Here is a 25,158-nt window from a genome sequence, read left to right as displayed (position 1 = left end):
TTCATTTATCATATGTTTATGAAAAGACTTTACTTCCTTTTGCTTTTTTTGGCTTTCGCCGAAACCCATGCGCAGAAAAACCCTGGTTATTGGCAACAGCACGTCGATTATAAAATGGATGTGTTTATGGATGTGTCCAATTATAATTACAAAGGCACACAGAAGCTGGTATACGAGAACAATTCACCCGATACGCTGAAGAAGGTTTTTTTCCATTTGTATCCGAATGCCTTCCAGCCCGGAAGCGAAATGGACGCACGCCTGCAAAGTATCAAGGATCCTGACGGGCGCATGGTAACCAAAACCAAAGTTGATGGTAACGAAGTCAAAGAAAGCCGCATCAAAAAACTGAAACCCGGCGAAATCGGATTTCTGAATATTTCCAATTTTAAACAGGACGGAAAATCTGCGGAAACCAAAACTGTCGGGACAATTCTCGAGGTGACTTTGGCAAAACCGATTTTACCTCACAAAAAAACCACATTCACATTAAATTTCAACGGACAGGTTCCGGTACAAATCCGTCGCTCCGGAAGAAATAATGCAGAAGGCGTAGCCTTATCCATGTCGCAATGGTATCCTAAAATCGCCGAATTCGACTTCGAAGGCTGGCACGCCGATCCTTACATTTCGCGCGAATTTCATGGAGTATGGGGTGATTTCGATGTGAAAATCACTATTGATAAAAATTACATTCTTGGCGGAACCGGTTATTTGCAGAATTCAAACGAAATCGGTTATGGTTATGAAGAAAGAGGCAAAACGGTAAAACGCCCCAATACACCTACGCTGACCTGGCATTTCAAAGCGCCGATGGTCCACGATTTTACCTGGGCAGCCGACAAGGAATATTTGCATGATACCGCACAGGTTCCCGGTGGTGCAACGATTCATTTCCTTTATAAGAACAATTCAAAAATCATTGACAACTGGAAAATGCTTCAGCCTGCGACAGTCAAGATCATGCAGTTTTACAATCAGTTTGTCGGACCATATCCTTACAAACAATATTCCGTAATCCAGGGTGGCGACGGGGGAATGGAGTATGCGATGTGTACTTTAATCCTCGGTGAAGGCAAATATGACGGGCTTCTTGGCGTAACCACACATGAAATGGGACATTCCTGGTTCCAGCACATTCTTGCCTCAAACGAGAGCAAGCACAGCTGGATGGACGAAGGGTTTACCTCATTCATCGAAGACAGCGCATTGAACAGCCTTGCAGAAAAACCTGCAGACAATCCTTATGCAGGCGCTTATAACAGCTACATCAATATGGCGAATTCCGGAAAGGAACAGCCACAATCCACGCATTCGGACCGTTATGATGAAAACCGCGTTTACAGCATTACTTCTTATGGCAAGGGAGAAGTTTTTCTTGCACAGCTTCGCTACCTAATCGGGAAAGAAAATCTGGAAAAGACGCTGAAAAAATATTATGTGGATTTTAAATTCAGACACCCTACACCAAACGACATCAAGCGCACAGCCGAAAGGGTTTCGGGAGCCAACCTCGATTGGTACCTGACCGATTGGACAGAAACTACAAATACTATTGATTACGCTGTAAAAGAAGTCAAAGAAATGAACGGATCGACTGCCATTACACTGGAAAGGATCGGCCGTATGCCAATGCCTATCGACCTTACTGTAACTTATGCTGATGGAAAAACAGAAAACTTCTACATCCCACTGCGCATGATGAGTTTCGTAAAAGAAAACGAGATGCCGTTGGTAAAAAGGACCACACTACCGGATTGGGCCTGGGCGTACCCGACTTATGAATTCGAAATTCCCGCAGTGAAAAGCAGCATTAAGAAAATCGAGATCGATGCGGCAGGTTTCATGGCTGATGTGAAAAGAGAAAACAATGTTTTGGAGGTAAAATAAATTATGAATTACAGCTGCACTTCGTAATTCGTAACTTGAAATTCGCAATTAAACAAAAAACTCCCGATGCGCATCGGGAGTTTTTTGTTTAATGCCAACGCATTAAAATATATAGTTATTCGCTTTTCCGGCAGTTGTTTCTTCAACCCGCGAATAGTGCTTATTTGTATATTTCAAAGTTAACAACCTGAAGGTTAATATGTTTTTCACAATTCCTAAAAAGAATTACAGGATTTTAAGGTCTGATAAAAATTAAAGCGCCGCTTGTATAAAAGACATAAACCGCGAAATTTCAAAATGCATAGAAATCCTCATCAAAACCCCATCAATATTACATTTTCCGAAATCAAAAACCATTAATGCGTAATTTTGGCAACCAACCAAAGACGTGTTTATGCGTAAAATTTCATTCCTCCTGCTTTTGGCACCAGCCTGCCTGTTCGCCCAGATTTACAAAGACCCGAAAGTTCCCGCCGATGAGCGTGCTGAGGATCTGCTTTCGAAAATGACAATCGAAGAAAAAATAGAATATATAGGAGGGTATAAGGATTTTTACATTCGCGGCATGGAACGGTTCGGCCTTCCTGAAATCAAAATGACCGATGGCCCCGTCGGCACACGCAATTATGGCCCCACTACCGCCTACCCCGCAACTATCCTTGCTGCTGCAAGCTGGGACACGCAAGCTGCATACCTATATGGCGAAGCACTAGGCAAAGATGCGCGCGAACGAGGCGTGCATATCCTGCTGGCGCCAGGTGTCAATATATATCGCGCCCCGATGAACGGGCGGAATTTTGAATACCTTGGCGAAGATCCGTTCCTTTCCGGAAAAATGGCTTCGGCTTATATCCAGGGTGTGCAAAGCCAGAAAGTTGTGGCTACCGTAAAGCATTTTGCAGCGAACAACCAGGAATGGGACCGCAACAATGTAAGCTCAGATATGGATGAAAGGACGCTGCGCGAAATCTATCTGCCAGCTTTCAAAATGGCCGTACAGGAAGGCAAAGTGGGCGCAGTAATGAACAGCTATAATCTTGTCAATGGTGTTCATGCCACCCAAAACAACCACCTGAACAATGACATCCTGAAAGGTGAATGGCAATTTGAAGGCATCCTGATGTCTGACTGGGTTGCTACGTACGATGGCATTGCCGCAGCTAATGGCGGGCTGGACCTCGAAATGCCTTCTGGCGCATTTATGAATAAGGAAACGCTGTTGCCGGCGATTAAAGAAGGTTTGGTTTCTGAAGGAACGGTTAACGATAAAGTAAGACGTATTTTACGGATCATTTTCCGTTTCGGGTTTTATGACAATCCTTATACCGCAAAAGAAACAAAACCAAATCCCGAAAACGAAAAGGTCGCTTTGGACCTCGCCCGAAGCGGCATCGTACTGCTTAAGAACCAGGCTAATATTTTACCACTTACAAAGAAACCGAAAAGCATTGCCCTAATTGGCCCGAATGCTGACACCAATGTGGCAGGCGGCGGAAGTTCGTACACCAAACCATTTCATGCTACTTCCCTGCTTCAGGGCATCAAAGATTATGACCCATCCGTCAAAATCAATTATGTCGCGGCAGCCATTCCTAAAATGGAAGATTACATCAGCAAATCACCCATTTATACTGCAGCAGGTTCTAGGGAAAAGGGGGTAAAGGCGGCATATTTTTCGAACCAAAACCTTGAAGGAACGCCTTTCCTGCAACGTACCGAAACTGAAATCAACCACAAATGGAGCGACACCGACCATGATAGCAGCATTCCTGGCAATCACTTTTCAGCGCGCTACACCGGTGTGATCCGCGCGGAAAAAAATGTGGCTTACAAACTGGCAGTCCGCGGGGACGATGGTTTCCGGCTGACGGTAAAGGGCAAAAAAGTCATTGACCTCTGGACCGACCACGCAGCAACGCTTAACACCGTCGAATTTGCTGTGAGGGCGGGAGAAGAATATGATTTTGTTTTGGAATTTTATGAAAATGGCGGCGATGCAGAAATTAAGTTTGCCGCTTATTTTGAAGAAATCAGTTTCAGTGAAGCGCAAAAAGCGGCCGCAGCCTCAGAAATTGCCATCGTTTCAGTTGGGTTTGATGATACGTCGGAAGGTGAAGGGTTTGACCGTACTTTCCAATTGCCGCCATACCAGACGATGCTCATCAATGCCGTTGCCAAGGCCAACCCCAACACGATTGTGGTATTGAACGCCGGCGGAAACGTCGATATGCAAAAATGGCTGCCCAACATAAAAGCCCTTTTGCACGCCTGGTATCCGGGGCAGGAAGGCGGTACTGCCATTGCGGAAATCCTTTTCGGAAAGACCAATCCGTCCGGTAAATTGCCTGTGAGTTTTGAAAAACAATGGGAAGACAATCCGACTTTCAAAAATTATTACGACCCTGACGGTGACAAGAAGGTCTTTTACCGGGAGGGCCTGAATGTTGGTTATCGCTATTATGACAAGTCCAATGTGAAGCCGCAGTTCCCATTTGGATTCGGGCTTTCTTACACCAAATTTGATTATTCGGCTTTGAATGTTTCGGGTAAAGGGACAGATTTTACGGTAAGTTTTATCATTAAAAATTCCGGAAATTATGATGGTGCCGAAGTAGCCCAACTCTATATCAGCCCTAAAAACCCAAAAGTAGAAAGACCACTAAAGGAGCTTAAGGGTTTCACGAAGATTTTCCTTAAAAAAGGGGAAAGCAAGGTGGTGTCCATCAAGCTCAACAAGGATGCGTTTTCTTATTTTAAAACTGAAAAGAATGCTTTTGGCTATGACCCGGGCACTTTTGAAATCCTTGTAGCGTCTTCTTCGGAAGATATCAGGCTGAAAGGAAATGCTGTTGTGCAATGAAACCATCATCGTTTTTGCAACGGATTTAAAGGCCTCACGATATCAGTAATGACTTAAAATTGCGTTATAATTTCGGGTATGTAAAACGGAATTTGTAGTTTTACAGCCGTAAAATTGACGAAAATGAAAATCTTAAAATCCCTGGCGCTCTGCCTGTTCTTCCTGGTAACGGTTCCGAAAACTTTTGCACAGACCTATCGTTTCAAGGCGAGCAGTTTCAGCCTTACCGAAAAAAATGAAGACGGGACGTGGGGAAAATGGACTGAGCCGGAGCAATCAACCGTCATTATTACGCTTGATGGAAAAAAGGACAGGATTGTCATCGGTTCCAAGGATATCCAGATTTATCAAATCATGAGTTATGGCGAGAAAATCGTCAGTGGCGATGATGAAACCATTCCGCTAAACTGTATGCTCACTGACGGCAGGGCTTGTACCATCTTAATTATCACAAGGAAAGGACAGGGAAACCGCAAGCAGTTCTACATCAATTTCGAAGATGTAAAAATCGTCTATAACGTATACGTCCAATAACTAAAGCGGCATTGAAAACCCGAATTCGATATTCGCCGTATTGAAACCGGCGTTCGAATTCTGGAGGCCCGCATTGGATATATGCCTGACATTCGGGCGTAAATCAAATGTAATATGCTTCACACGGTACGAAAATCCAAGCGACAATACATCTGAAAACGCAAAACCTTTTGAAAGCCTTTCCGTTTCGGTATCCGTAATCATCGGGCCGACGCTTCCCAAAACATACATACTGAAATTTTTTGAGATGGGTTTCCTGACCAGAAAACCTACATTCAGCACATATTCCCGAATGTTTTTCAACTTCGTATATACGTCTCTTTTGTGCTCATAGTCCGGTTCATCGGGCGTGACAAAATAAAGGTTGATCAATTGATGCGTGGCAAAATTGATTTCGGGCTGCAAAAGCACCTGGTATGTAAAATGCCTGCCTTTCCTCAGTTGCCAGTACAATTGCGGCTTGATGTAATGGTTGGTATAGGTATAATCCGTGTTTTTGATTTCATCGCCGAAACCGAAATGCAGGCCGATATCCATCGGGTGTTTTTTAATTTGCTGGGCAAAAGTTGCGGAAAAGAGGAAAAATCCGCAAACAAGAAATCGCAATTTCTGGCACATCGAATAGGAATTGGTTAGAAAGATTTGGCTAAAAGTACTCAAATTTCAGCAAGCACAGCGGCTTCTTTTGTAACTTTGACCCGAAAATACCCCTTATGCCATTCACTTATCCAAAAAAAGAGAAACTCAAAAGCCGGAAAACGATTGATCTGCTTTTTTCGGAAGGGAAATCGGTTTCAAAATATCCGCTTCGACTGGTGTACCTGCCTATTGAAAATCCGGAGGAGCAAATGAGCGTTGGCGTATCAGTCGGTAAAAAATATTTCAAAAAAGCTGTTGACCGAAATTATTACAAACGCGTCCTTCGGGAAACCTACCGGCTCAATAAGCAAATCCTTGAAAATCTTGACAAACCTTATGCCTTCATGGTTTTTTACCAGACCAAGGACCGGCTGGATTACCAGGAAATCAACCGGAAAACCATCCAGCTATTTGAAAAATTTATCCTTCAGGTCAATCCGCCAACAGCCTCATAATTATTTTGGTGGTCGTAATAAAAAGCGGTATTTTTCCGTTATCTATCGGCTAAATTAAAAGTGTTTCTTTGTTGATTCTGCCGTTTAATTACTATTTTAGTTGCCTTGTTTTCCTAGGCGGAATACATTGGCACTTATAAATCCATTTATGAATATGCGCATCGCTTTTAAGAAAAAATATGTCGTTCCGGCTGTTGCGGCAGGGCTGTTTTATGTAGGCGCCAGTTTTAAGGATGATTTCTTTGAGATTGCGAAACAGATCGAAATTTTCACCGATGTCTACAAAACCGTCAACATGAATTATGTCGATGAAACCAATCCAGGCGAAATGATGGACAAGGCAATCAAGACCATGCTCGCCGACCTTGACCCGTACACCAATTATTTCAACGAGCAGGACGTCCTGAAGTATAAAATCAACAATACCGGCGAATACACAGGGATCGGTGCGATAATTACGCGCAAAAACGGACACGTTATCGTAAAGGAACCTTACAAAGGCTATCCGGCAGACAAGGCCGGACTGAAGGCAGGCGACGAAATTATACAGATCGGCGATGTCAACCTGGCCGATTATAAAGACGATGCCTCGCAATTGCTGAAGGGCGGCAAAAATGCCAAATTTGACATCAAATACAAGCGACAGGGCAAAATCAGTTCCACGCAATTGGTATTGGATGAAGTCGATATCAAAGCAGTGCCGTATTATGGAAAAATCGACGATAAAACGGGCTACATCGTGCTGTCGCAATTCAACCGCAAGGCTTCTTCGGAAACAAAAGAAGCCCTGGAACAATTAAAAAGGGACGGTGCACAGCGTATTGTTTTGGATCTGCGGGGCAATCCGGGCGGGCTTTTGGGCGAAGCGGTGAACATCTGCAACCTGTTTGTCCCAAAAGGCGAAGTCATCGTCACCACTAAATCTAAAGTTGAAAAACACAACAATACCTATAAAACCAACAATGAACCCATTGATTTGGAAATCCCGTTGGTTGTAATCGTTGACGGAAAAAGCGCCTCTGCCTCGGAAATCGTTTCCGGTGCGCTGCAGGATCTCGACCGCGCGGTAATTATCGGCAGCAGGAGTTTCGGAAAAGGACTGGTGCAGCGCCCGATTGACCTCACATACGGGACACAGGTTAAAGTCACCATTTCGCGTTATTATACGCCTTCCGGCAGATGCATCCAGGCGTTGGATTATGCCCATAAAGATGCTGACGGGAAAGCGATCCGAACCGACGCTTCAAAGTATAACGCGTTTAAGACCCGTAAAGGGAGAACGGTTTATGACGGCGGCGGGATACAGCCTGATATCGAGCTGGAAGAAACAAAACTAAGCGCCATAACGCAAGCCTTACAGAAAAATGACGCAATTTTCGATTATGTGACTTCGTATTATTATAAGAACCCGAATCTTGGTGATAAGATTCCGACGGTAACCGACGCTGATTATTCCGAATTCAAACAGTTCCTGAAAGCGCAGAAAATCACTTATGAAACAGAAACAGAAGTGGCTTTGAAGAAGACACTCGAGGCAGCCAAAAAAGAGAAACTTGACGAAAGCATCACTGCAGAATACCAGCAATTGCTGACCTCGCTGCAAAAAAGCGAAGATGCACAACTCACGCTTTACCAAAAGGAAATCAGGAAACTGATCCTGGACGAAATCATCCAGCGTTACCAATATAAAGAAGGCTTATATCAATATTATACCAAAAACAATTCCGAAATCAAGAAAGCGACTGCCCTGCTTGACAACACTTCGGAGTATAATAAAATACTGAAAAAATAATGCTTAAGGTTCTAAGGTTGCTCCCGTTTTTTATTTTCGCCACCCTGCATGCACAGGAAGAAGTTGTTCAATCTGTTTATTTCCAAAGCAGTAAATTTTCTTTAGACGAAAAGCAGGCGAAGGAAGTCGTCGATTTTATCAAAAAAACCGACTCTACACGCATCGAATCCATACAGATTTTTGGCTACACAGACGACCTGGGAAAGGAATCCTACAATCGGAAATTGTCGACAAACCGGGCCAATACGATTAAGGATAAGCTTATCCAGCAGGGCATCAAAAATAAGATTATCGTTACGATTGAGGGCAAAGGTCGCATCCTGATTGATGATGACATCGTAGACAACCTGCCTGAGGTGCGTTCGAAAAACCGCCGTGTCGATGTGGTTTTAAACCTGAAACCGTTGCCAGCCATTGAAATTCCGGGGTTTTTCACTTCCGTGCAGAAAAAACACATCATCGGCGATCACATTTACCTCGAAAACCTTCTATTTGAACGCGGCAGCAGCAAACTGACCTTCAAATCAAAAACCGACCTGGATAAACTCGCACGCTTGCTTGCCAAATACAAAAACCTGGAATTTGAAATACAGGGCCATGTTTGCTGCACGCCTCCTTACCAAAAAGAAGCCATCGACCGGGACACTAAAAAAAGGCAATTGTCACAAAACCGCGCAGAAAGCGTGTATAAATATTTGATTTTCAAGAAAATAGCCAAAACGCGCATGACTTTCAAAGGTTACGGAAATACCGTACCACTGGGGAAAGGCCAGGAATATGACCGCCGTGTCGAATTGGTCATTACAAAAGCCTGATGCGTAGTTATTTCGTTTCCGCTGCACTTTTTTTCATAGCCGCAGTATCTGCCCAACAGCAGAAAGAAATCCTGTTGTATTTCGATTCCGGAAGTTATTCGCTTGCACCAAACGGCGTTGCCCTGCTGGACACTTTTTTTGTCAATGATTCGATTACCGTACATTCCATCGCGATCAAAGGTTTTTGTGACGATATTGGTGCTGAAAATGACAACCAGGCTTTATCGGTGAAAAGGGCGCAATCCACCGCAGCGTACATCCGTTCCTTGTCTGATAAAGATAATATAAGCATCAGCGGAAAAGGCGAAATCCAGCTCGCAGGTGATCGCGAAGCAAACATTCAAAGGCAACAAAACAGAAAGGTTTCGGTTTTGGTTTCCTATACTCCAAATCCAAAAACCGAAACACCGACGGTAAAAAAACCTGCCGATGTCGACTTGTTCGAAGGCTATAAAATGCCTGGTGAAAATCTGGCCAAAGGCGACAAATTTATTTTACGCCAACTGGTTTTTATAGCCAGTACGACCGTTTTTGAAAACGCTGAGGCATGCGAAGCAGAGCTGGAGAAATACGTACAATATTTCAAGGCAAACCCTGAAATGAAATTTGAAATCCACGGCCATGTATGCTGTATTTCGAAATCCTTTCGCGATGCACGTAACATCTATACGGGAAAAAACAACCTTTCTGAAGACCGTGCCAAAAGGATCTATGATTACTTCATTGAAAAAGGCATTGATAAGTCGCGCATGCTTTACAAAGGTTTCGGGCGCCAGTTCCCAAGGACGGATGTAGCGGAGAAATTCAACAAAAGGGTTGAAATCGTCATCACACAGCTTTAATCCCGCAGCATCCTGATGTGCGGAATATCGTCTTCCAGATAAGTGTCGCTTATGGCATGAAATCCGTTATTTTCATAGAATTTTTTGAGGTATAACTGCGCAGAGATTTCTATCCGGCTTTCGCCAAAATGTTGCAGTATGCCATCAATCGAAGTGTGCATCAGCGGATAACCCCATTTCCTGTCACGAAAACCAGCATCAATCACGACACGCCCGATGGACGCGTTTTCAAAGTAATCACCGGGTTTGAATAAACGCGAATACGCCACAACCATCCCATCGCATTTCCCAATGACATGCAGCGCTTTTTGATCTTTATGATCCAAATCCTGGTAAATGCAATCCTGCTCGATGATAAAAACGGATTCGCGAAGGTGTAAGATCTGATATAATTCAGAAACCGAAAGGTCGTCGAAAGCACTGATCTTAAATTGTAATTCCATAAAACAAATAAATAAAAAAACCCTGATAAATCGACTTTACCAGGGCTATAAAATATTTTAAAATGAATTAACCGTTGATTTTCAGCTTCATTCCCGGCTTTAGATTATTGCTGCTGATGCCGTTCCACTTTTTAATATCCGAAACCGTTACGCCAGGATATTTCTGTGCAATCGTGAAAAGCGAATCGCCTTTTTTTACTAAATAATGCTGTTGCTTTTCGGCATTGTCTTTTTTCACTCTTGCAGCAATCTGGTTTTCTGCGGAAGCGGCTTTCATAATGGTCAGCTTGGCACCCAGTTGTACATTACTGTCTTCCATGTTGTTCCACTCCTGGATCTGGGCCACGGTCACGCCTTGTTTTTTAGCGATTGCACCAAGATTGTCGCCTTTCTGAACTACATAATAAGTCGTTGTCAAAGCAGCTGTTTCTTCCTTCAATTCCTCGACATTTACTTTTGCCTTGTTGATTTTGAGTTTGGTATCCAAAAGCACGTTGGTATCTTCCATGTTGTTCCACTCCTTCAGATCAGTAATCGAAACACCATATTTTTTAGCAATTGAGCTCAAATTGTCACCCTTTTGCACCGTATAAAATTCTGGTGCAGCTTCAGCAACTTCAGTAGCCTTCGCTTCTTTCAAAGGCGTTGTTTTTTCTTCTTTTACAGGAATATTCTTCTTCGGATTTACTGCGATATTGTTGCTTTCCTCTGAAAAAACAATCTTCAGTTTTCGTCCTAAAGGCGCACTATTGCTCTTAAGTTTATTCCAACGTTTGATTTCAGCGATTGACACGCCATATTTAGATGCAATTTCACTCAGGTTGTCGCCACGCCTTACCGTATGGAATTTTGTCCTTGACCTGGATGTAATTACTGAATCTGTGGAAGCTATTGCCGTTGAATCCTTGGCAGTATTCAGGCGGATGCGCTCGTAAGGCCTTTCCCTTTTTTCATTTTCATGCGTTACATAAGCATAAACCTTATCTTCATTTGAAGCAAACATCGCAATCTTTTCAGAAGGCAATCTCAGGTAATGCGGCACATTATTATAATAAGGAATCACATTCATCTTGTATGACGGATTCAGCAACTGCAACTGCGCTACCGGCACGTCAAGCAAATCCGAAAGCTGCTTGAACGAAACCTGCTGCCTGATCATGATCGTATCGGTCGCGAAATGCTTGATGATGGCGCGGTTCGGAACGATGCCATGCTCTTTGTGATAGGTATAAATGTACATCGTTGCCAGGAAAGCCGGAACGTATCCTTGTGTTTCTTTTGGCAGGTTTTTGCGGATATTCCAGAAATTCTGTTGCCCACCGGATCGACGGATTGCTTTCGCGACATTACCCGGTCCTGAATTATACGAGGCCAAAACCAAATCCCAGTCCCCAAAAATCTTATACATATTGCTCATGTATTGCGCTGCGGCATCACTCGCCTTTTGCGGATCGCTGCGTTCGTCAACATAAGAATCGATGTTCAGGTTGTATTGTTTCCCGGTTTGGTACATGAATTGCCAAAGCCCGGTAGCGCCTACCCTTGATACGGCTTTCGGGTTCAACGCCGATTCTACGATGGCCAGGTATTTGATTTCCAAAGGCACATTCTGCCTAGCCAAAGATTCCTCGAACATCGGGAAATAATATTCTGAAATGGCCATGAGCCTTTCGTATGATTTTTTCCTGTTCTTAAGGAACGACTTGATGATGTTTTCCAATCCCTGATTCCATTCAATGTTGAACGGCGACTTAGCATCCATTTCCTTAAGGCGGGCTTTCAGGAGTTCCGTTGGCAATTCGTAATCTACCTTTTGGTCCAGGTTGATGCTTTTAATGTCTGCTGAAAGGTTATCGAACAAATCGAGGTTCGTCAATTCCTTCATCCAAAGGCTGTCTACACAGGAAGCTACAGCATCCCGGCGGAATGTGGATTTAATAGAATCTAAATAGGAAATCTTAATTTCAGGTTTCAGCAGATTAGCTGCAGTTTTGGTCGAATCCTGGGCAAAAATGGTTCCCGAAATCAACAAAAGTGCAGATAAGGTGATGTTTTTTATATTCATATTTACGTTTTTATCGTCTTTGCAAGAAGGGGTCATGGGGGGCCAAAGACTTTTCAATTCGTGTTCATTTAATGTCCTGTTAAAGAACTTGTAACGGCAAAATGCTATATTTCAAACCATTGCATAATGCAAACATAGTAATCTTATAACAAAGTTTCCGTATTCTATAACTTAAAATTATGTGAAATATTGTTAATTAATAGTTGTTTAATCCTGTATGGCGGCAATTCCCGGCAATGTTTTTCCTTCAAGCATCTCAAGCATGGCGCCGCCTCCCGTAGAAACGTAACTCATTTTTGGTTCCAATCCGAACTGTTTTACTGCCGCAACCGAATCACCGCCGCCAACGAGCGAAAATGCACCTTTTTGTGTCGCTTCATCGATATAATTGCCCAATTCGATAGTACCTTTTGCAAAAGGTTCCATTTCGAAAACACCCAGCGGTCCATTCCAAAGGATGGTCTTTGACTCAAGGATTACCTTTCTAAAGTTTTCCAATGATTTTGGTCCGGCGTCTAAGCCTTGCCATCCATCAGGAATCTCCCTTACATCAGTGATTTTTGTATTGGCATCTTTTGAAAAAGCATCTGCGGCAACCACATCAACAGGAAGGTGGACCTGAACATTTTTGGCTTTGGCTTTTTCCAAAATCTCTAACGCCAGTGCCTGTTTATCGTCTTCACAGATCGAATTCCCGATTTTTCCGCCCATCGCTTTTATGAAGGTAAAGGTCATGCCTCCTCCGATAATCATATGGTCCACTTTATCAAGTATATTTTCAATAACGGTAATTTTTGAAGACACCTTACTGCCTCCTAAAACAGCTGTCACGGGCTTCTCCGAATCCTTCAGGACTTTATTAAGGCTTTCGATTTCCTTTGCCAGTAAAGCTCCGAAGCATTTGTCATTTGGAAAAAACTGTGCAATAATAGTCGTCGAGGCATGTGCTCGGTGCGCGGTTCCGAAAGCGTCATTTACGTAAACATCTCCAAGTGATGCCAATTCTTTGGCGAAAGCGGTATCTCCTGCTTCCTCTTCCTTATGGAAACGCAGGTTTTCAAGCATAAGTACCTCTCCTGGCTGTAAGGCATCAGCTGCTGATTTTGCTTTATCACCGATACAGTCTTCTGCGAATTTGACTTCAACACCAAGGATTTCGGAAGTCTTTTTTACAATATGCCTCAACGAATATTTCCCTTCAGCGCCTTTTGGCCTGCCTAAATGCGACATCAGGATTACACTTCCGCCCTCAGCAAGGATCTTGTCGATGGTGGGTTTGGCGGCTTCGATGCGGGTATCGTCGGTTACATTGAAATGCTCATCCAATGGCACGTTGAAATCCACACGGATTAATGCTTGCTTATTCTTGAAATTGATGTCGTTCAGGGTTTTCATGGGCAATAATCGTTTATTTAAATTTTTAAAGACGCCACAAATATAGGTTTTTTCGCTAAATCGGAGTCCTGAAGGGATTTCAGTCCGAAGACGTTAAGGGAAATTTTAAAAGTAAACCCCGCCGGGAAGCGGGGTGTACCTAACCAAAAAAACCTTAAAATCACGAAATTACTTTTATCAGCATGTGCTTTTTAAAAGTGAGACAAAGGAAAGGCAAATGGGAAAGCGCTGAAAATTAATGAGGTAAACGGAGAAAAGTTTGCGGTAAATGCAACTTTATGTAAGTAAAAAGTTACGGCAAATGGGTAAGCACACAAAGAAACAAACCAAACAAAAAACGGCCTGCCGAGGCAAACCGTTTCTCAAAAACTATTTATCTTAAAATCTAAATCGGACAAATCTAAAAAATTTTCTGACAATTTTTGCTATTCAAGCAATTTCTTTTGAAATCATAATGTCCCGTATCAACGAACCGTTCTTTACTGCCTGCTGAGACTGCACACTGCGGCTAACTATTCATCAGCGACTCAATCTCATCTGCCTCAAGAGGAATATTGCGCATCAGGTTGAACGGTGCTCCTTTTTCCTGGACCACTACATTGTCTTCCAAACGTATCCCAAAACCTTCCTCAGGGATGTAAATGCCGGGCTCAACGGTAAAGACCATATTGGCTTTCATCGGCTCGTGCAACAGGCCGTAATCGTGGGTATCAAGCCCCAAATGATGTGAAGTCCCGTGCATGAAATATTTCTTGTACGCCGGCCATTCCGGATTTTCATTTTGCACATCGGCTTTATCGATGAGTTTCAAACCGAGTAATTCTGATGTCATCAGTTTGCCCACCTCAACATGGTATTGCTTCCACAACGTTCCCGGAACTAACATTTTTGTAGCTTCGTTTTTTACGCGTAAAACGGCATTATAAACCGCTTTTTGCCTTTCGGTGTATTTTCCTGAAACAGGGATTGTACGCGACAAATCGCTCGAATAATTCGCATATTCCGCTGCCACATCCAACAGAATCAGGTCGCCTGCCTTACACTGCTGGTTGTTTTCAATGTAATGCAGCACATTCGCATTGTTCCCCGAAGCGATGATCGGCGTATACGCAAAACCTTTGGAACGGTTGCGGACGAATTCGTGGATCAGTTCGGCTTCGATTTCATATTCCGTAACATTTGGCTTTACGAATGACAATAATCTGCGGAAGCCTTTTTCGGTGATATTACAGGCCGTTTGCATCAGATCGATTTCCTCGCTTTCCTTTACCGAGCGGATTCTTTGCAGGATCGGATTGCTTTTCGCCACGGCATGCGCCGGATATTTGTCCTTCCACCATTTTACGAAACGTGCTTCACGGGTTTCTGTTTCCACAGACTGGCGGTAATGCTCGTTGGTATTGATGTACATCGTATCGGCATAGGTCATGATTTCAAACAATATCTTTTCGAAATCCTGCAGCCAGTACACCGTTTTGATTCCAGAAACTTCGAAAGCACGCTCTTTTGTCAGCTTTTCGCCTTCCCAGATGGCGATGTGCTCGCTGGTTTCTTTCAGGAACAGTATTTCTTTCTGGTGAGCAAAAGGCGCATCGGGAAAAAGCAGCAAAATACTTTCTTCCTGGTCCACACCCGAAAGGTAAAAAATGTCGCGGTGCTGTGCGAATGGCAAAGTTGAATCGGCGGACACCGGATAAATGTCATTTGAATTGAAGACGGCCACGCTGTTTGGCTTCATCTGTGCCGTAAACTTGGCACGGTTCTTTATAAAAAGATTGCGGTCGATTTGATGGTATTTCATTTTTGAGTTTATTAGTTAATTAGTGCCTGAGTTTTTCCAGAAATATGTTTTGTTGCGAAGTTCCTGCAGAAATCAAGCACTACAAATCTAATGAATCCGCTAAAATCAAATACCCGCCAAATGGCGTTATTTTATGTTTCTGCGGATACGGCTCATGTGCCTGTCCGAAATGCCGAGAAACGAAGAAAGGTAATGCAGTGGTACTTCCTGAAGTAATTTCGGTTCTGTTTGCAGGAGTTTGGTGTAGCGTTCTTCGGGTGTCATCGTTAATAAATCAATGCGGTAATCGTCAATGAGGCAGATTTGTTTTTCGATCAGGTTGTAATAGTATTGATGGAACGCGGGATTATTTTCGATGAGGTTCTTGAATGTTTTTAAATCGGCGACATATAAAGTACAATCTGAAATCGCTTTGATGCTTTTTCGGGACGGTTTTTGAAAAAGAAAACTGTTTAGTGAACTTGTAAAGGAATGTCGTAACGCAAGATAAGTCGTCACTTCATTGCCGGAAATTTCAATGGCGTGCTGTAAAATCCCACTTTCGATAAAACAGAAATACGGGCAGATGCCGCCTTCTTTTACGAGGGATTCATTTTTTTTGAGGTGGATTTTCGAGAAGGCAGTCGTGGCGGAATAAAGCATTTCTGCGGAAGCGCCATCCGAAAATTGCAGCAGCGCATTTAAAAAAAAATCCGAAATTTCATTTTTTTCCATAACACAAAACTATGGATTTTTATGTTTTACGGAATCCACTTATAATAACGTGCGCCGAGAAGGTTCGGGTTTTCCTTTTCGATATGATCTAAAACCCATTCGCTTTTTGGCGAAAGGATACTTTGTTTTTGCGCTTTCTTATGCAGTTTTTCATAAGTCTTGAAATCAATTTCATGGCTTTGACCAAATGTTTCAAAAAGCCGGACCTTTGAAATGGAAGTTTTCCATTCCGGTTGTATTGTGCCTTCAAAAACCTTCGCCTTCGACCCGCTTCCATAGGCCATAAAACCAAAAGTCGTCCCTGAAATTTTGCCATCGGTTTCATAAAAATGGCAAAGCGTCGAAAGCAATCCCATAAAGATGGAACCGGTGTACAGGTTTCCGATTAATGACGAGGCTTTTTCAGCAGGTTGTAATTTTTGGGTAACGAAATCAACATATTCCGCAGATTTTGCGATGGCTTTTAAATCCGGAATATCCGTCTGCCCCGTTTCCAACGCATAAATTTCAGGCAGCATCCGCCTTCCCTGGAATGCATAAGGCAAATGCATGATGATGCTGTGCCAGGAATTCAGTAGATTTTCGGTCGTTCCTTTCAAATCCTTAAACCTGCCATACGCCGAACGCGTTCTGTCCGTGTAACATTGGTTTGAATACTGCCCGTCGAAAACCGGCTGGTCTTTGTGGATTTCAATTTCGGCTTCGAGGTTGCCGAACCACGAATCATTATCAGTAATTTCAGATTTGGGAATCGTCCGGTATGGTTTGAAAAAATCAAAAACGCCTTTGATGTCAATGCCGGTTTCGTTTGTGAAAGCGATGATTTTAGGGTTTGCCGAAACGAGCATCGCAACGGCACCGGCGCCCTGGGTATATTCTCCTGTGGAATTCAGGTCATATTTGGCAATATCCGAACACACGACAATAGCTGTCTTATCGGGATTTAATCGGATGAAGTCAAGGCAATTCTGAAGCGCATCCACCCCGCCGATACAGGCGAATGTAAAATCGACCGCATCGCAATGGCCGAAACTGTTGTCTCCGAATTGCTGCTCCATCAATGAAATCAAAAACGACGCTATCGGTTTGGAACTGTCGATGCTACTTTCGGTGCCTACATAAATACGGGCAATATTTTTTGGTTCAATATGATTTTGGGAAAATAGTTTCGTCAGTGCATTCGCCCCGAAAACAACAGTATCCTGATGCGCGTCGGGCAAAGTCATCTTCAACAAACCCAGCCCTTTTTCAAGTTTTCCGGCTTCAATGCCGCGCACGTCGGCCAATGTTTTTATGGGCAGGTGGATTTTGGCAACATCAAACGCCATCGCGTCAATTCCGATAGTCATAAGCTTGGTTTTTGGAAAAGGTAAAGTTACAGTTTAGGAACGTAGATAGGTACTGAATCATATCTGCGGAAGCACTTTTACGGATATGAAAATTCTGCGTATTGGAAATTATCAATTCGTCAAAAAATATTTTTAAAACGGCATTTTTATGGTATTTTAGCGGGATAACCATTTCTTGACCGATGAAACAAATCATATTTTTATGCTGTGTGCTGTGGCAAATCGTAGCCATTTCGCAGGAAAAGCCGGCATACCGCATTTTCGATAAAAACGGGAAAGAAACCACTTATGCCAAATTGCTGAAAGCGGCTTCCAAAACGGAAGTGGTTTTGTTTGGCGAATTCCATGACAACGCGATTTCACACTGGCTGGAACTGGTACTGGCGAAGGATCTGGCCGAAAAAAAGAAACTGGTTTTAGGTGCGGAAATGTTTGAGGCCGATAACCAGAAACAATTGGATCAATATTTAAAAAATGATGCTGAAGATGCCAAAATGGACAGCACGGCGCGGCTTTGGCCCAATTACAAAACCGATTACAAGCCGTTGGTGGATTTTGCAAAAGAGAAAAACTTTGCATTCATCGCAACGAATATTCCGCGGCGGTTTGCGAGTCTGGTTTATAAAAAAGGGTTTGAGGCTTTGGAATCCTTATCCGTTGAAGAAAAAACATGGATGGCACCGTTGCCCATCCCTTATGACCCGAATTTACCCGGTTATATAAAAATGATCCAGGATATGGGCGGGCATGGCGGCGACAATCTTCCGAAGGCACAGGCGGTAAAAGATGCGGCGATGGCGTATTTCATCTTAAAAAACAAAGCGGACGATTCGGTTTTCCTGCATTATAATGGTTCATATCACAGTGACCATTTCGAAGGCATTTACTGGTATTTGAAAAAAAGCAATCCTGATTTGAAAATCATCACCATTTCTACTGTAACGCAAGTGGATATTTCGAAGCTGGAAAAGGAAAATGGGTCCAAAGCCGACTTCATTCTGGTCATCGATGAAGACGTTACAAAAACCTATTGATCGAACACTTTATATTGATTATAAATTAGCCGTAAAAGATTGTGCCAAATGTCAAATAGCACTATTTTTGTATGATTTTTAAAAACAATTAACCTGACTTATGGCACAAAATGCACTATTAAAGTCCTCCATTGCGAGAAAAGTAGCGATGGCACTTTCGGGACTGTTCCTCATTTCATTTTTAGCGCTGCACGTTTCTTTAAACATGGTTTCCGTATTCAGCGAAGACGCTTTTAATGCCGCATCGCATTTTATGGGCTATAACCCGATCATCCAATACGTGATGCAGCCTGTTTTGGCAGCCGGTGTGATTTTTCACTTTATTATGGGAATTGTCCTCGAAATCCAGAACCGCAATGCGCGTCCGGTGAAATATGCCAGGAATAACGGTGCTGCAAATTCGTCATGGCCTTCGCGTAATATGATCATTACCGGATTGGTGGTGTTGGCATTTATGGGATTGCATTTTTACGATTTCTGGTTCCCGGAACTGAATTTCAAATATGTCGCTGGCGAGATGCCGGATGCCACAAGATATTACGGCGAATTGGTGGAGAAATTCCATGATCCGGTACGCACGGGGATTTATTGCGTTTCGTTCCTGCTGTTGGCACTGCACTTATGGCACGGCTTCGCATCGTCATTCCAGTCCATCGGTTTCAACAATAAATATTCAAGGTCACTGAGCAAATTCGCTTATGGTTTTGCCGTAATCGTACCACTTGGTTTTATTTTCATCGCATTGTTTCACCACTTCAATCATTAATATCATTTCATAATGGCATTAGATTCAAAAATACCTGAAGGTCCTATTTCAGACAAATGGACACATTATAAAGACCATATCAACTTAGTGAACCCGGCCAACAAACGCAATCTTGACATTATTGTCGTCGGTACCGGATTGGCAGGAGGTTCAGCAGCTGCGACGCTGGCGGAACTGGGTTATAACGTAAAAGCATTCTGTTTCCAGGATTCGCCAAGGCGTGCACACTCGATTGCGGCACAGGGCGGGATCAACGCTGCAAAGAATTACCAGGGCGATGGAGATTCCACTTTTCGTCTTTTCTACGATACTGTAAAAGGAGGCGATTACCGTGCGCGTGAAGCGAACGTACACCGTTTGGCTGAGGTCTCTGCAAATATCATTGACCAATGTGTGGCACAGGGCGTTCCTTTGGCCCGTGAGTATGGCGGATTATTGGACAACCGTTCTTTTGGCGGAACTTTGGTTTCACGTACTTTTTACGCAAAGGGACAAACCGGACAGCAGTTGTTGCTTGGTGCTTATTCCGCAATGAACCGCCAGATCGGTCGTGGAAAAATCAAGATGTACAATCGCCATGAAATGCTCGAGCTTGTTGTCGTAAATGGCAAAGCAAGAGGTATTATCGCACGTAATTTAATTACAGGGGAAATCGAAAGACATTCGGCGCATGCTGTCGTAATTGGATCAGGGGGATACGGAAACGTGTTTTTTCTTTCTACTAATGCGATGGGAAGTAATGCTACTGCGGCTTGGAAGATCCATAAAAAAGGGGCGTTTTTCGCCAATCCATGTTATACACAAATTCACCCGACCTGTATTCCTGTTTCAGGTGATCATCAGTCAAAACTGACTCTGATGTCTGAATCCCTAAGGAATGACGGAAGGATCTGGGTGCCAAAATCATTGGAAGATGCCAAAGCGATCCGGGAAGGCAAAAAGAAACCAACAGATTTATCTGAAGACCAAAGAGATTATTACTTAGAAAGAAGATATCCGGCTTTCGGAAACCTGGTGCCACGTGATATTGCTTCACGTGCCGCTAAAGAGCGTTGTGATGCCGGTTTCGGTGTAAATAAGACAGGTGAAGCGGTTTATCTTGACTTCGCTTCAGCTATTGAAAGATACGGAAGGGATCAGGCGAAAATCAAGCATCTGGATGAAAATGATGCCGCTTTGGTAAAGAAATTAGGAACTGAAGTTGTAGAAAGCAAATACGGGAACCTGTTCCAGATGTATGAGAAAATCGTTGACGAAAATCCATACGTAACGCCAATGATGATCTACCCTGCGGTACACTATACTATGGGGGGTACCTGGGTTGATTATAACCTGATGACTACGATTCCTGGTTGTTTCTCGATCGGTGAATCCAACTTCTCTGACCACGGTGCCAACCGCCTTGGTGCTTCGGCGTTGATGCAGGGATTGGCCGACGGTTATTTCGTATTGCCATATACTATTGGTGATTATTTAGCTCCGGATATTAAATTGGGCAAAATCCCAACCAATACTCCGGAATTTGACGAAGCGGAAAAAGCGGTTAAAGACCAATTGGAGAAATTCATCAACAATAACGGAAAACATTCTGTAGACCATTTCCATAAGAAATTAGGGAAAATCATGTGGGATAAAGTTGGTATGGCGCGTAATGCCAAAGGCCTGACGGAAGCCATTTCCGAAATTGCTGAGCTGCGTGATGAATTCTACCGTGACGTAAAAGTTCCGGGAACACTTGACAGTTTCAACCAGGAATTGGAAAAAGCGATGCGCGTGGCCGATTTCCTTGAATTGGGAGAATTGTTTGCCAAAGACGCTTTACACCGAAATGAAAGCTGCGGCGGCCATTTCCGTGAAGAGTACCAAACCCCGGATGGCGAGGCACAACGGGACGATGAGAATTTCGCGTATGTTGCAGCATGGGAATATAAAGGAAAACCGAGTGATGCCGTTCTTCACAAAGAGCCGCTCGTATTTGATAATGTTAAGCTGGTACAACGCAGTTATAAATAAGATTCAGTTATGAAATTAACACTCAAAATATGGCGTCAAAAGAACGCTAAAGACACTGGAAAAATGGTCGATTATCCAATCGATGGCATCGAACCGGACATGTCATTCCTTGAAATGCTTGACGTATTAAACGAACAGCTAATCAACAAAGGCGAAGATCCGGTTTCATTTGACCACGATTGCCGCGAAGGCATCTGCGGCATGTGTTCGCTTTTCATCAATGGAGAAGCCCACGGTCCGGATCGTGCTGTAACAACCTGCCAATTGCATATGCGTATGTTCAAGGATGGCGATACGATTTATATCGAGCCATTCCGCGCGAAAGCATTCCCTGTAATCAAGGATTTGGTGGTAGACAGGAGTTCGTTTGACCGCATCCAGCATGCGGGCGGGTTTATCTCTGTAAACACTTCCGGAAACACAATTGATGCCAATACGATTCCAATTCCTAAACACGATGCAGACCGTGCATTTGATGCCGCTACGTGTATCGGTTGTGGTGCTTGTGTAGCTTCTTGTAAAAATTCTTCTGCAATGCTGTTTGTTTCTGCGAAAGTGTCTCAATTCGCTCTTTTACCCCAAGGAAAAGTCGAAGCCGCAGACCGTGTTTTGAACATGGTACGCCAAATGGATTCAGAAGGTTTTGGAAACTGTACCAATACCGGCGCCTGTGAAGTGGAATGCCCGAAAGGAATTTCTCTGGAGAATATCGCGAGGATGAACCGTGAGTATTTATCGGCGAGTTTAAAAGGATAGTTTTCGGTCACAGTTACAAGTTCACAGCCTGCTTATAGATATCAGCCGCATTCGTTTTTGGATGCGGTTTTTTTTTATGGTTTAAGATATAAACATCGACCGTGTTGCCGCAACAAAATTTAACAATTGGTGTGCATTTTACGTAATGAACAATCGAAATATTTCTTAGGGATGCATTTACCCCTTCCCCTATAGGCAAAATACAATTTTTCCAAAACATACCATTACGGAAAATCCACAGCATTTGTTAATTCTCATCCAAATGAACTTCCTTATTGTTTCCGGAACCGCATGCTCTATAAAAATCCTTTTTCAAAAGCCACGCGCACCAATCCCGCACTGTTCTTCACACCAAGTTTCTGGAAAAGGTTTGTGCGATGTGACTCGACGGTTTTGGTGCTTAACGAAATCGCTTCAGAGATTTCCTCGGTAGTATATTCCTTTACGATCAGATCGAGTACCTGCTTTTCGCGCGTGGTAAGCTTTGGTATGAAAAAAGCCGAAGGCGTTACTTTTCCGAGCGAATCATTGAGCAACAATTCCTGGATTTTTTTCGGCAAAAACCTTTCTCCTGACAAAACGGTTTTTATGGCAGTTACCAGTTCGGTTTTGTCTGTATTTTTCAGGAGATAACCCATCGCCCCGTTTTTAATCATCTGCCGGACAAAAGCACTTTCCTCGAAATTCGTCAACGCAATAATTTTGAGTTCCGGATATTTTTTTAGCAGGGTTTTACACGCATCAATGCCATTCCCATCGGGTAAATTAATATCCAGGAGCAAAACGGCTGTGGTTGCCTCAAGCCCTTCCAACGTGTCGGCAATGTTTTGAAAGGATTGCTGGAGCAAAATTTCCTTGTCTGTAAGCAGCAGCGTTTTGATGCCTTCGGTAAAAATGGTATGGTCTTCTGTGATTGCGATTTTAATCATTTTACTAATTTAGTCAAATCAATGATAATCTGAAAAGAGCTTCCGTTTTCGGTACTGTTGATTTCCATTTCCGCATGGAGCAGGTGAACCCTCGAACGGATATTTTTCAGGCCCAATCCTAACGGCACCATATTCAGATCAAAACCTTTTCCATTATCTTCAACAGTAATGAATATTTCCCGCTCGTGGAAATTCATTTGCACCAAAGCCTGTGCTGCCCCGGAATGTTTCACAGCATTGTTGATCAACTCCTGGATAATCCTGTAAATCGTAGTTTCAAGATTTTTTGGCAATGAAGCCATCGCTCCAAAATATTGAAAATCAATGACAATCGGATGGGAAGTATTGATCTTCACGCAATATTGTTTCAGCGCCTCAACAAGTCCAAAATCCATGATGGAAGCCGGCATCAGGTCATGTGAAATGCTCCGCGTCTGGGAACAAACCTGATCAACCATTTCAATAATCTTCTGCAATTTTACGCGCCCGGAATTTTCGGGGATTTCCTCGCTTATACTGGAAATATGATGCTTAATGGCCGATAAATCCCCATTTAAACCGTCGTGAAGATCTTCCGCAATCCTTTTCCGTTCCTTTTCCTGTCCGTCCAAAAGTGCTTCCAGGCGGATGATTTCCTGGCGCTTTTCGGCTTTATTCCTTTTCCGGATGATGACAATCGCCAGGGTCATTACTGCAATACAAAGCGATGCTGTAATAATAAGCAGGAACGTAATTTTCTTCTGACGGCGGAATTTCTCAATTTCAGCTGTCAGCAGCTTTTTTTCATTATTTACATATTGCTCGGAAATATCCTGGATGTGCGTGTTGGCATTCAATTTGCTTTCCGTATCGATTCTGATGATATTTTCCTGTACTTCAATCACTTTTGCGGTCGCGCCGCTTTTCGTAAATGCCTTTAATGACAGTTCATAAAAATAGCGCCTGAAAAAAGCATTGATGTTTTTTCGCTGAATTAAGTCGGTTCCTTTTTTATAATATTCAAAAGTTTGCCGGCTGTCAGATGACATCGCGGTGAGGAATCCATAATCGACCAGCGCGATGTCATAATATTCGCTCTTCAATGCGGAAAATACGCTTTTTTCAAAGAACATTTTACTGTTACCGATTTGGTTTTTGGACAAATAAATCTCCCCGAAAGTTTGCTCTGCATTCGGAATGCCACGTTTGCTGTGATTGATTTTTGCCAATTCATAGGCACGATGATTATAAACCAGCGCCGAATCCTGCTGTGAAATCTTCAATTTAACCTGGGCGAGATTATTGTAAATATGCTCTTTCTCAATCGAATTGCTGATGCGTTTGTTTCGTGAAACCTTTGGAAAATACCTAAGCGACTGCTGCAGCGATTGTTGCGCCAAATCAAATTTGTGCAACTCGAATTGGTTGATTCCGCGAAAAAAATACGCATCTGCCGTTAAAACACTATCGTTAAGCTGTCGCGCCTTTTCAATGCCACTGTCGGCTTCATCTGCGCCAAACTGGAACAGGCCCATATAATAAAACAGTTCCGATTGCAGGTTGTGGATGGAACAGGCTAAAGTGTCGATTTTGTTCGCCGGATAAAAATTCTTGGTCTTATTGAGCCATTTTTGCGCCAGCGCAATGTCATCGGACTCAAGGTAATATTTCGACATTTTATAAGATTCCAGGATCCTGCATTCGCTTGTCCGGCAATTGTCATATTGCCCTGATTGTTGCCCCAAGATCGATTGCGACAGCAGCAGGAATAGTAAACGGAAAAAGGGGTTTCTCATCGGCTTTTGAAATCAGGTTGCCTGAAATAATGCAAACAACGGTGCTGTTAAAATTACACAAAACGTTACAGGAAAATGGCTTGATTTTTGACGATTTTCTGCAGATAATTTCATAGCAGTTTGCATTTTAACCAAAAATACTCCGTATTGTAAGTTCCGGACACTAAGTTCTGAAATCGATGCTCGTTAAAAATCCGAGTATTCCTTGGTTTTTTAAATTCAGGGTTTACCCTTGGTTTATTGGTCTCGGGTGTTGCTTGCGGCCGGGTTTTCCGTTAGCACAATCTCCGG

General features: G+C 43.1%; 20 protein-coding genes. 11 read left to right on the top strand and 9 right to left on the bottom strand.

Translation table 11 applies throughout. The features are described from left to right. Positions 1–18: 18 nt before the first annotated feature. From HYN49_RS04350 to HYN49_RS04340, 3 genes are all read left to right on the top strand, one after another. Positions 19–1,890, top strand: coding sequence for a M1 family metallopeptidase (locus HYN49_RS04350; protein ID WP_108904951.1), 1,872 nt, complete (start codon positions 19–21; stop codon positions 1,888–1,890). A gap of 394 nt (positions 1,891–2,284) precedes the next feature. Then, complete coding sequence (locus HYN49_RS04345) at positions 2,285–4,750, top strand: beta-glucosidase (protein WP_108902980.1); 2,466 nt, start codon at positions 2,285–2,287, stop codon at positions 4,748–4,750. Between the two features lie 123 nt (positions 4,751–4,873). Further along, entirely contained in the window at positions 4,874–5,284 is a 411-nt protein-coding gene (locus HYN49_RS04340; protein WP_108902979.1) for a hypothetical protein, read from the top strand. On the opposite strand, the gene HYN49_RS04335 is transcribed toward HYN49_RS04340, so the two are convergent. After that, entirely contained in the window at positions 5,285–5,821 is a 537-nt protein-coding gene (locus HYN49_RS04335) for an acyloxyacyl hydrolase (RefSeq protein ID WP_245892254.1), read from the bottom strand. 176 nt (positions 5,822–5,997) lie between these two features. Between HYN49_RS04335 and rnpA the strand changes: the two genes are divergently transcribed. The 4 genes from rnpA to HYN49_RS04315 all read left to right on the top strand — a co-directional run bounded on the left by rnpA (position 5,998) and on the right by HYN49_RS04315 (position 9,827). After that, positions 5,998–6,378 (top strand): ribonuclease P protein component, encoded by a 381-nt coding sequence (gene rnpA / locus HYN49_RS04330; protein ID WP_108902977.1) that lies wholly within the window; start codon positions 5,998–6,000, stop codon positions 6,376–6,378. Between the two features lie 154 nt (positions 6,379–6,532). Beyond that, positions 6,533–8,170, top strand: a complete 1,638-nt coding sequence (locus HYN49_RS04325; RefSeq protein ID WP_108904950.1) for a S41 family peptidase — start codon at positions 6,533–6,535, stop codon at positions 8,168–8,170. Further along, positions 8,170–8,985 carry an OmpA family protein gene (locus HYN49_RS04320; protein WP_108902976.1) on the top strand — a complete coding sequence of 272 codons (816 nt, stop codon included), beginning with the start codon at positions 8,170–8,172 and terminating at the stop codon, positions 8,983–8,985. The genes HYN49_RS04325 and HYN49_RS04320 overlap by 1 nt, the downstream gene beginning before the upstream one ends. After that, entirely contained in the window at positions 8,985–9,827 is an 843-nt protein-coding gene (locus HYN49_RS04315; RefSeq protein WP_108902975.1) for an OmpA family protein, read from the top strand. Before HYN49_RS04320 ends, HYN49_RS04315 begins: the two co-directional genes overlap by 1 nt. Here the strand turns inward: HYN49_RS04315 and HYN49_RS04310 are convergent. The 6 genes from HYN49_RS04310 to HYN49_RS04285 form a co-directional block, all read right to left on the bottom strand. Continuing rightward, positions 9,824–10,270: a GNAT family N-acetyltransferase gene (locus HYN49_RS04310; protein WP_108902974.1), complete on the bottom strand. Its 447-nt coding sequence runs from the start codon at positions 10,268–10,270 to the stop codon at positions 9,824–9,826. The genes HYN49_RS04315 and HYN49_RS04310 overlap by 4 nt on opposite strands. A gap of 67 nt (positions 10,271–10,337) precedes the next feature. Next, on the bottom strand, positions 10,338–12,335 hold the full coding sequence (locus HYN49_RS04305) for a LysM peptidoglycan-binding domain-containing protein (protein WP_108904949.1): 1,998 nt from the start codon (positions 12,333–12,335) through the stop codon (positions 10,338–10,340). A gap of 207 nt (positions 12,336–12,542) precedes the next feature. Next, on the bottom strand, positions 12,543–13,730 hold the full coding sequence (locus tag HYN49_RS04300) for a phosphoglycerate kinase (RefSeq protein ID WP_108902973.1): 1,188 nt from the start codon (positions 13,728–13,730) through the stop codon (positions 12,543–12,545). 508 nt (positions 13,731–14,238) lie between these two features. Continuing rightward, complete coding sequence (locus HYN49_RS04295) at positions 14,239–15,531, bottom strand: aminopeptidase P family protein (RefSeq protein WP_108902972.1); 1,293 nt, start codon at positions 15,529–15,531, stop codon at positions 14,239–14,241. Between the two features lie 126 nt (positions 15,532–15,657). Beyond that, positions 15,658–16,245: a Crp/Fnr family transcriptional regulator gene (locus HYN49_RS04290; RefSeq protein ID WP_245892252.1), complete on the bottom strand. Its 588-nt coding sequence runs from the start codon at positions 16,243–16,245 to the stop codon at positions 15,658–15,660. Between the two features lie 26 nt (positions 16,246–16,271). Then, positions 16,272–17,594, bottom strand: a complete 1,323-nt coding sequence (locus tag HYN49_RS04285) for a hydroxymethylglutaryl-CoA synthase family protein (protein WP_108902971.1) — start codon at positions 17,592–17,594, stop codon at positions 16,272–16,274. A gap of 182 nt (positions 17,595–17,776) precedes the next feature. On the opposite strand from HYN49_RS04285, the gene HYN49_RS04275 reads away from it, so the two are divergent. The 4 genes from HYN49_RS04275 (at position 17,777) to HYN49_RS04260 (ending at position 22,163) form a co-directional block, all read left to right on the top strand. After that, the gene (locus tag HYN49_RS04275; RefSeq protein ID WP_108902969.1) at positions 17,777–18,628 is read left to right on the top strand and encodes a ChaN family lipoprotein; all 852 of its coding nucleotides are present in this window, start codon (positions 17,777–17,779) and stop codon (positions 18,626–18,628) included. Positions 18,629–18,728: 100 nt separating this feature from the next. Continuing rightward, positions 18,729–19,394 (top strand): succinate dehydrogenase cytochrome b subunit, encoded by a 666-nt coding sequence (locus tag HYN49_RS04270; protein WP_108902968.1) that lies wholly within the window; start codon positions 18,729–18,731, stop codon positions 19,392–19,394. Positions 19,395–19,406: 12 nt separating this feature from the next. After that, on the top strand, positions 19,407–21,407 hold the full coding sequence (locus HYN49_RS04265; protein ID WP_108902967.1) for a fumarate reductase/succinate dehydrogenase flavoprotein subunit: 2,001 nt from the start codon (positions 19,407–19,409) through the stop codon (positions 21,405–21,407). A 9-nt stretch (positions 21,408–21,416) separates the two neighbouring features. Beyond that, positions 21,417–22,163: a succinate dehydrogenase/fumarate reductase iron-sulfur subunit gene (locus HYN49_RS04260; protein WP_108902966.1), complete on the top strand. Its 747-nt coding sequence runs from the start codon at positions 21,417–21,419 to the stop codon at positions 22,161–22,163. Between the two features lie 296 nt (positions 22,164–22,459). On the opposite strand, the gene HYN49_RS04250 is transcribed toward HYN49_RS04260, so the two are convergent. Further along, a complete protein-coding gene (locus HYN49_RS04250; RefSeq protein WP_108902964.1) occupies positions 22,460–23,092 on the bottom strand; it encodes a response regulator in 633 nt (210 codons plus the stop codon). Continuing rightward, positions 23,089–24,867, bottom strand: a complete 1,779-nt coding sequence (locus HYN49_RS04245; protein ID WP_108902963.1) for a sensor histidine kinase — start codon at positions 24,865–24,867, stop codon at positions 23,089–23,091. Before HYN49_RS04245 ends, HYN49_RS04250 begins: the two co-directional genes overlap by 4 nt. Positions 24,868–25,158: the final 291 nt, after the last annotated feature.

It is taken from the genome of Flavobacterium pallidum, from assembly GCF_003097535.1.
In the GTDB taxonomy this organism is placed as follows: domain Bacteria; phylum Bacteroidota; class Bacteroidia; order Flavobacteriales; family Flavobacteriaceae; genus Flavobacterium; species Flavobacterium pallidum.
The sequence above is the reverse complement of the archived record's forward strand: the minus strand, read 5'-3'. Positions and strand labels throughout refer to the sequence as shown.

Bases quoted from the DNA above. Each gene is read 5' to 3' on its own strand.
- HYN49_RS04345 (WP_108902980.1), top strand. From the start codon at position 2,285: ATGCGTAAAATTTCATTCCTCCTGCTTTTGGCACCAGCCTGCCTGTTC.
- HYN49_RS04270 (WP_108902968.1), top strand. From the start codon at position 18,729: ATGGCACAAAATGCACTATTAAAGTCCTCCATTGCGAGAAAAGTAGCG.
- HYN49_RS04335 (WP_245892254.1), bottom strand. From the start codon at position 5,821: ATGGATATCGGCCTGCATTTCGGTTTCGGCGATGAAATCAAAAACACG.
- HYN49_RS04310 (WP_108902974.1), bottom strand. From the start codon at position 10,270: ATGGAATTACAATTTAAGATCAGTGCTTTCGACGACCTTTCGGTTTCT.
- HYN49_RS04245 (WP_108902963.1), bottom strand. From the start codon at position 24,867: ATGAGAAACCCCTTTTTCCGTTTACTATTCCTGCTGCTGTCGCAATCG.
- HYN49_RS04285 (WP_108902971.1), bottom strand. From the start codon at position 17,594: ATGACTATCGGAATTGACGCGATGGCGTTTGATGTTGCCAAAATCCAC.
- HYN49_RS04320 (WP_108902976.1), top strand. From the start codon at position 8,170: ATGCTTAAGGTTCTAAGGTTGCTCCCGTTTTTTATTTTCGCCACCCTG.
- HYN49_RS04350 (WP_108904951.1), top strand. From the start codon at position 19: ATGAAAAGACTTTACTTCCTTTTGCTTTTTTTGGCTTTCGCCGAAACC.
- HYN49_RS04265 (WP_108902967.1), top strand. From the start codon at position 19,407: ATGGCATTAGATTCAAAAATACCTGAAGGTCCTATTTCAGACAAATGG.
- HYN49_RS04250 (WP_108902964.1), bottom strand. From the start codon at position 23,092: ATGATTAAAATCGCAATCACAGAAGACCATACCATTTTTACCGAAGGC.
- HYN49_RS04290 (WP_245892252.1), bottom strand. From the start codon at position 16,245: ATGGAAAAAAATGAAATTTCGGATTTTTTTTTAAATGCGCTGCTGCAA.
- HYN49_RS04295 (WP_108902972.1), bottom strand. From the start codon at position 15,531: ATGAAATACCATCAAATCGACCGCAATCTTTTTATAAAGAACCGTGCC.
- HYN49_RS04325 (WP_108904950.1), top strand. From the start codon at position 6,533: ATGCGCATCGCTTTTAAGAAAAAATATGTCGTTCCGGCTGTTGCGGCA.
- HYN49_RS04305 (WP_108904949.1), bottom strand. From the start codon at position 12,335: ATGAATATAAAAAACATCACCTTATCTGCACTTTTGTTGATTTCGGGA.
- HYN49_RS04275 (WP_108902969.1), top strand. From the start codon at position 17,777: ATGAAACAAATCATATTTTTATGCTGTGTGCTGTGGCAAATCGTAGCC.
- HYN49_RS04260 (WP_108902966.1), top strand. From the start codon at position 21,417: ATGAAATTAACACTCAAAATATGGCGTCAAAAGAACGCTAAAGACACT.
- HYN49_RS04315 (WP_108902975.1), top strand. From the start codon at position 8,985: ATGCGTAGTTATTTCGTTTCCGCTGCACTTTTTTTCATAGCCGCAGTA.
- HYN49_RS04300 (WP_108902973.1), bottom strand. From the start codon at position 13,730: ATGAAAACCCTGAACGACATCAATTTCAAGAATAAGCAAGCATTAATC.
- HYN49_RS04340 (WP_108902979.1), top strand. From the start codon at position 4,874: ATGAAAATCTTAAAATCCCTGGCGCTCTGCCTGTTCTTCCTGGTAACG.
- rnpA (WP_108902977.1), top strand. From the start codon at position 5,998: ATGCCATTCACTTATCCAAAAAAAGAGAAACTCAAAAGCCGGAAAACG.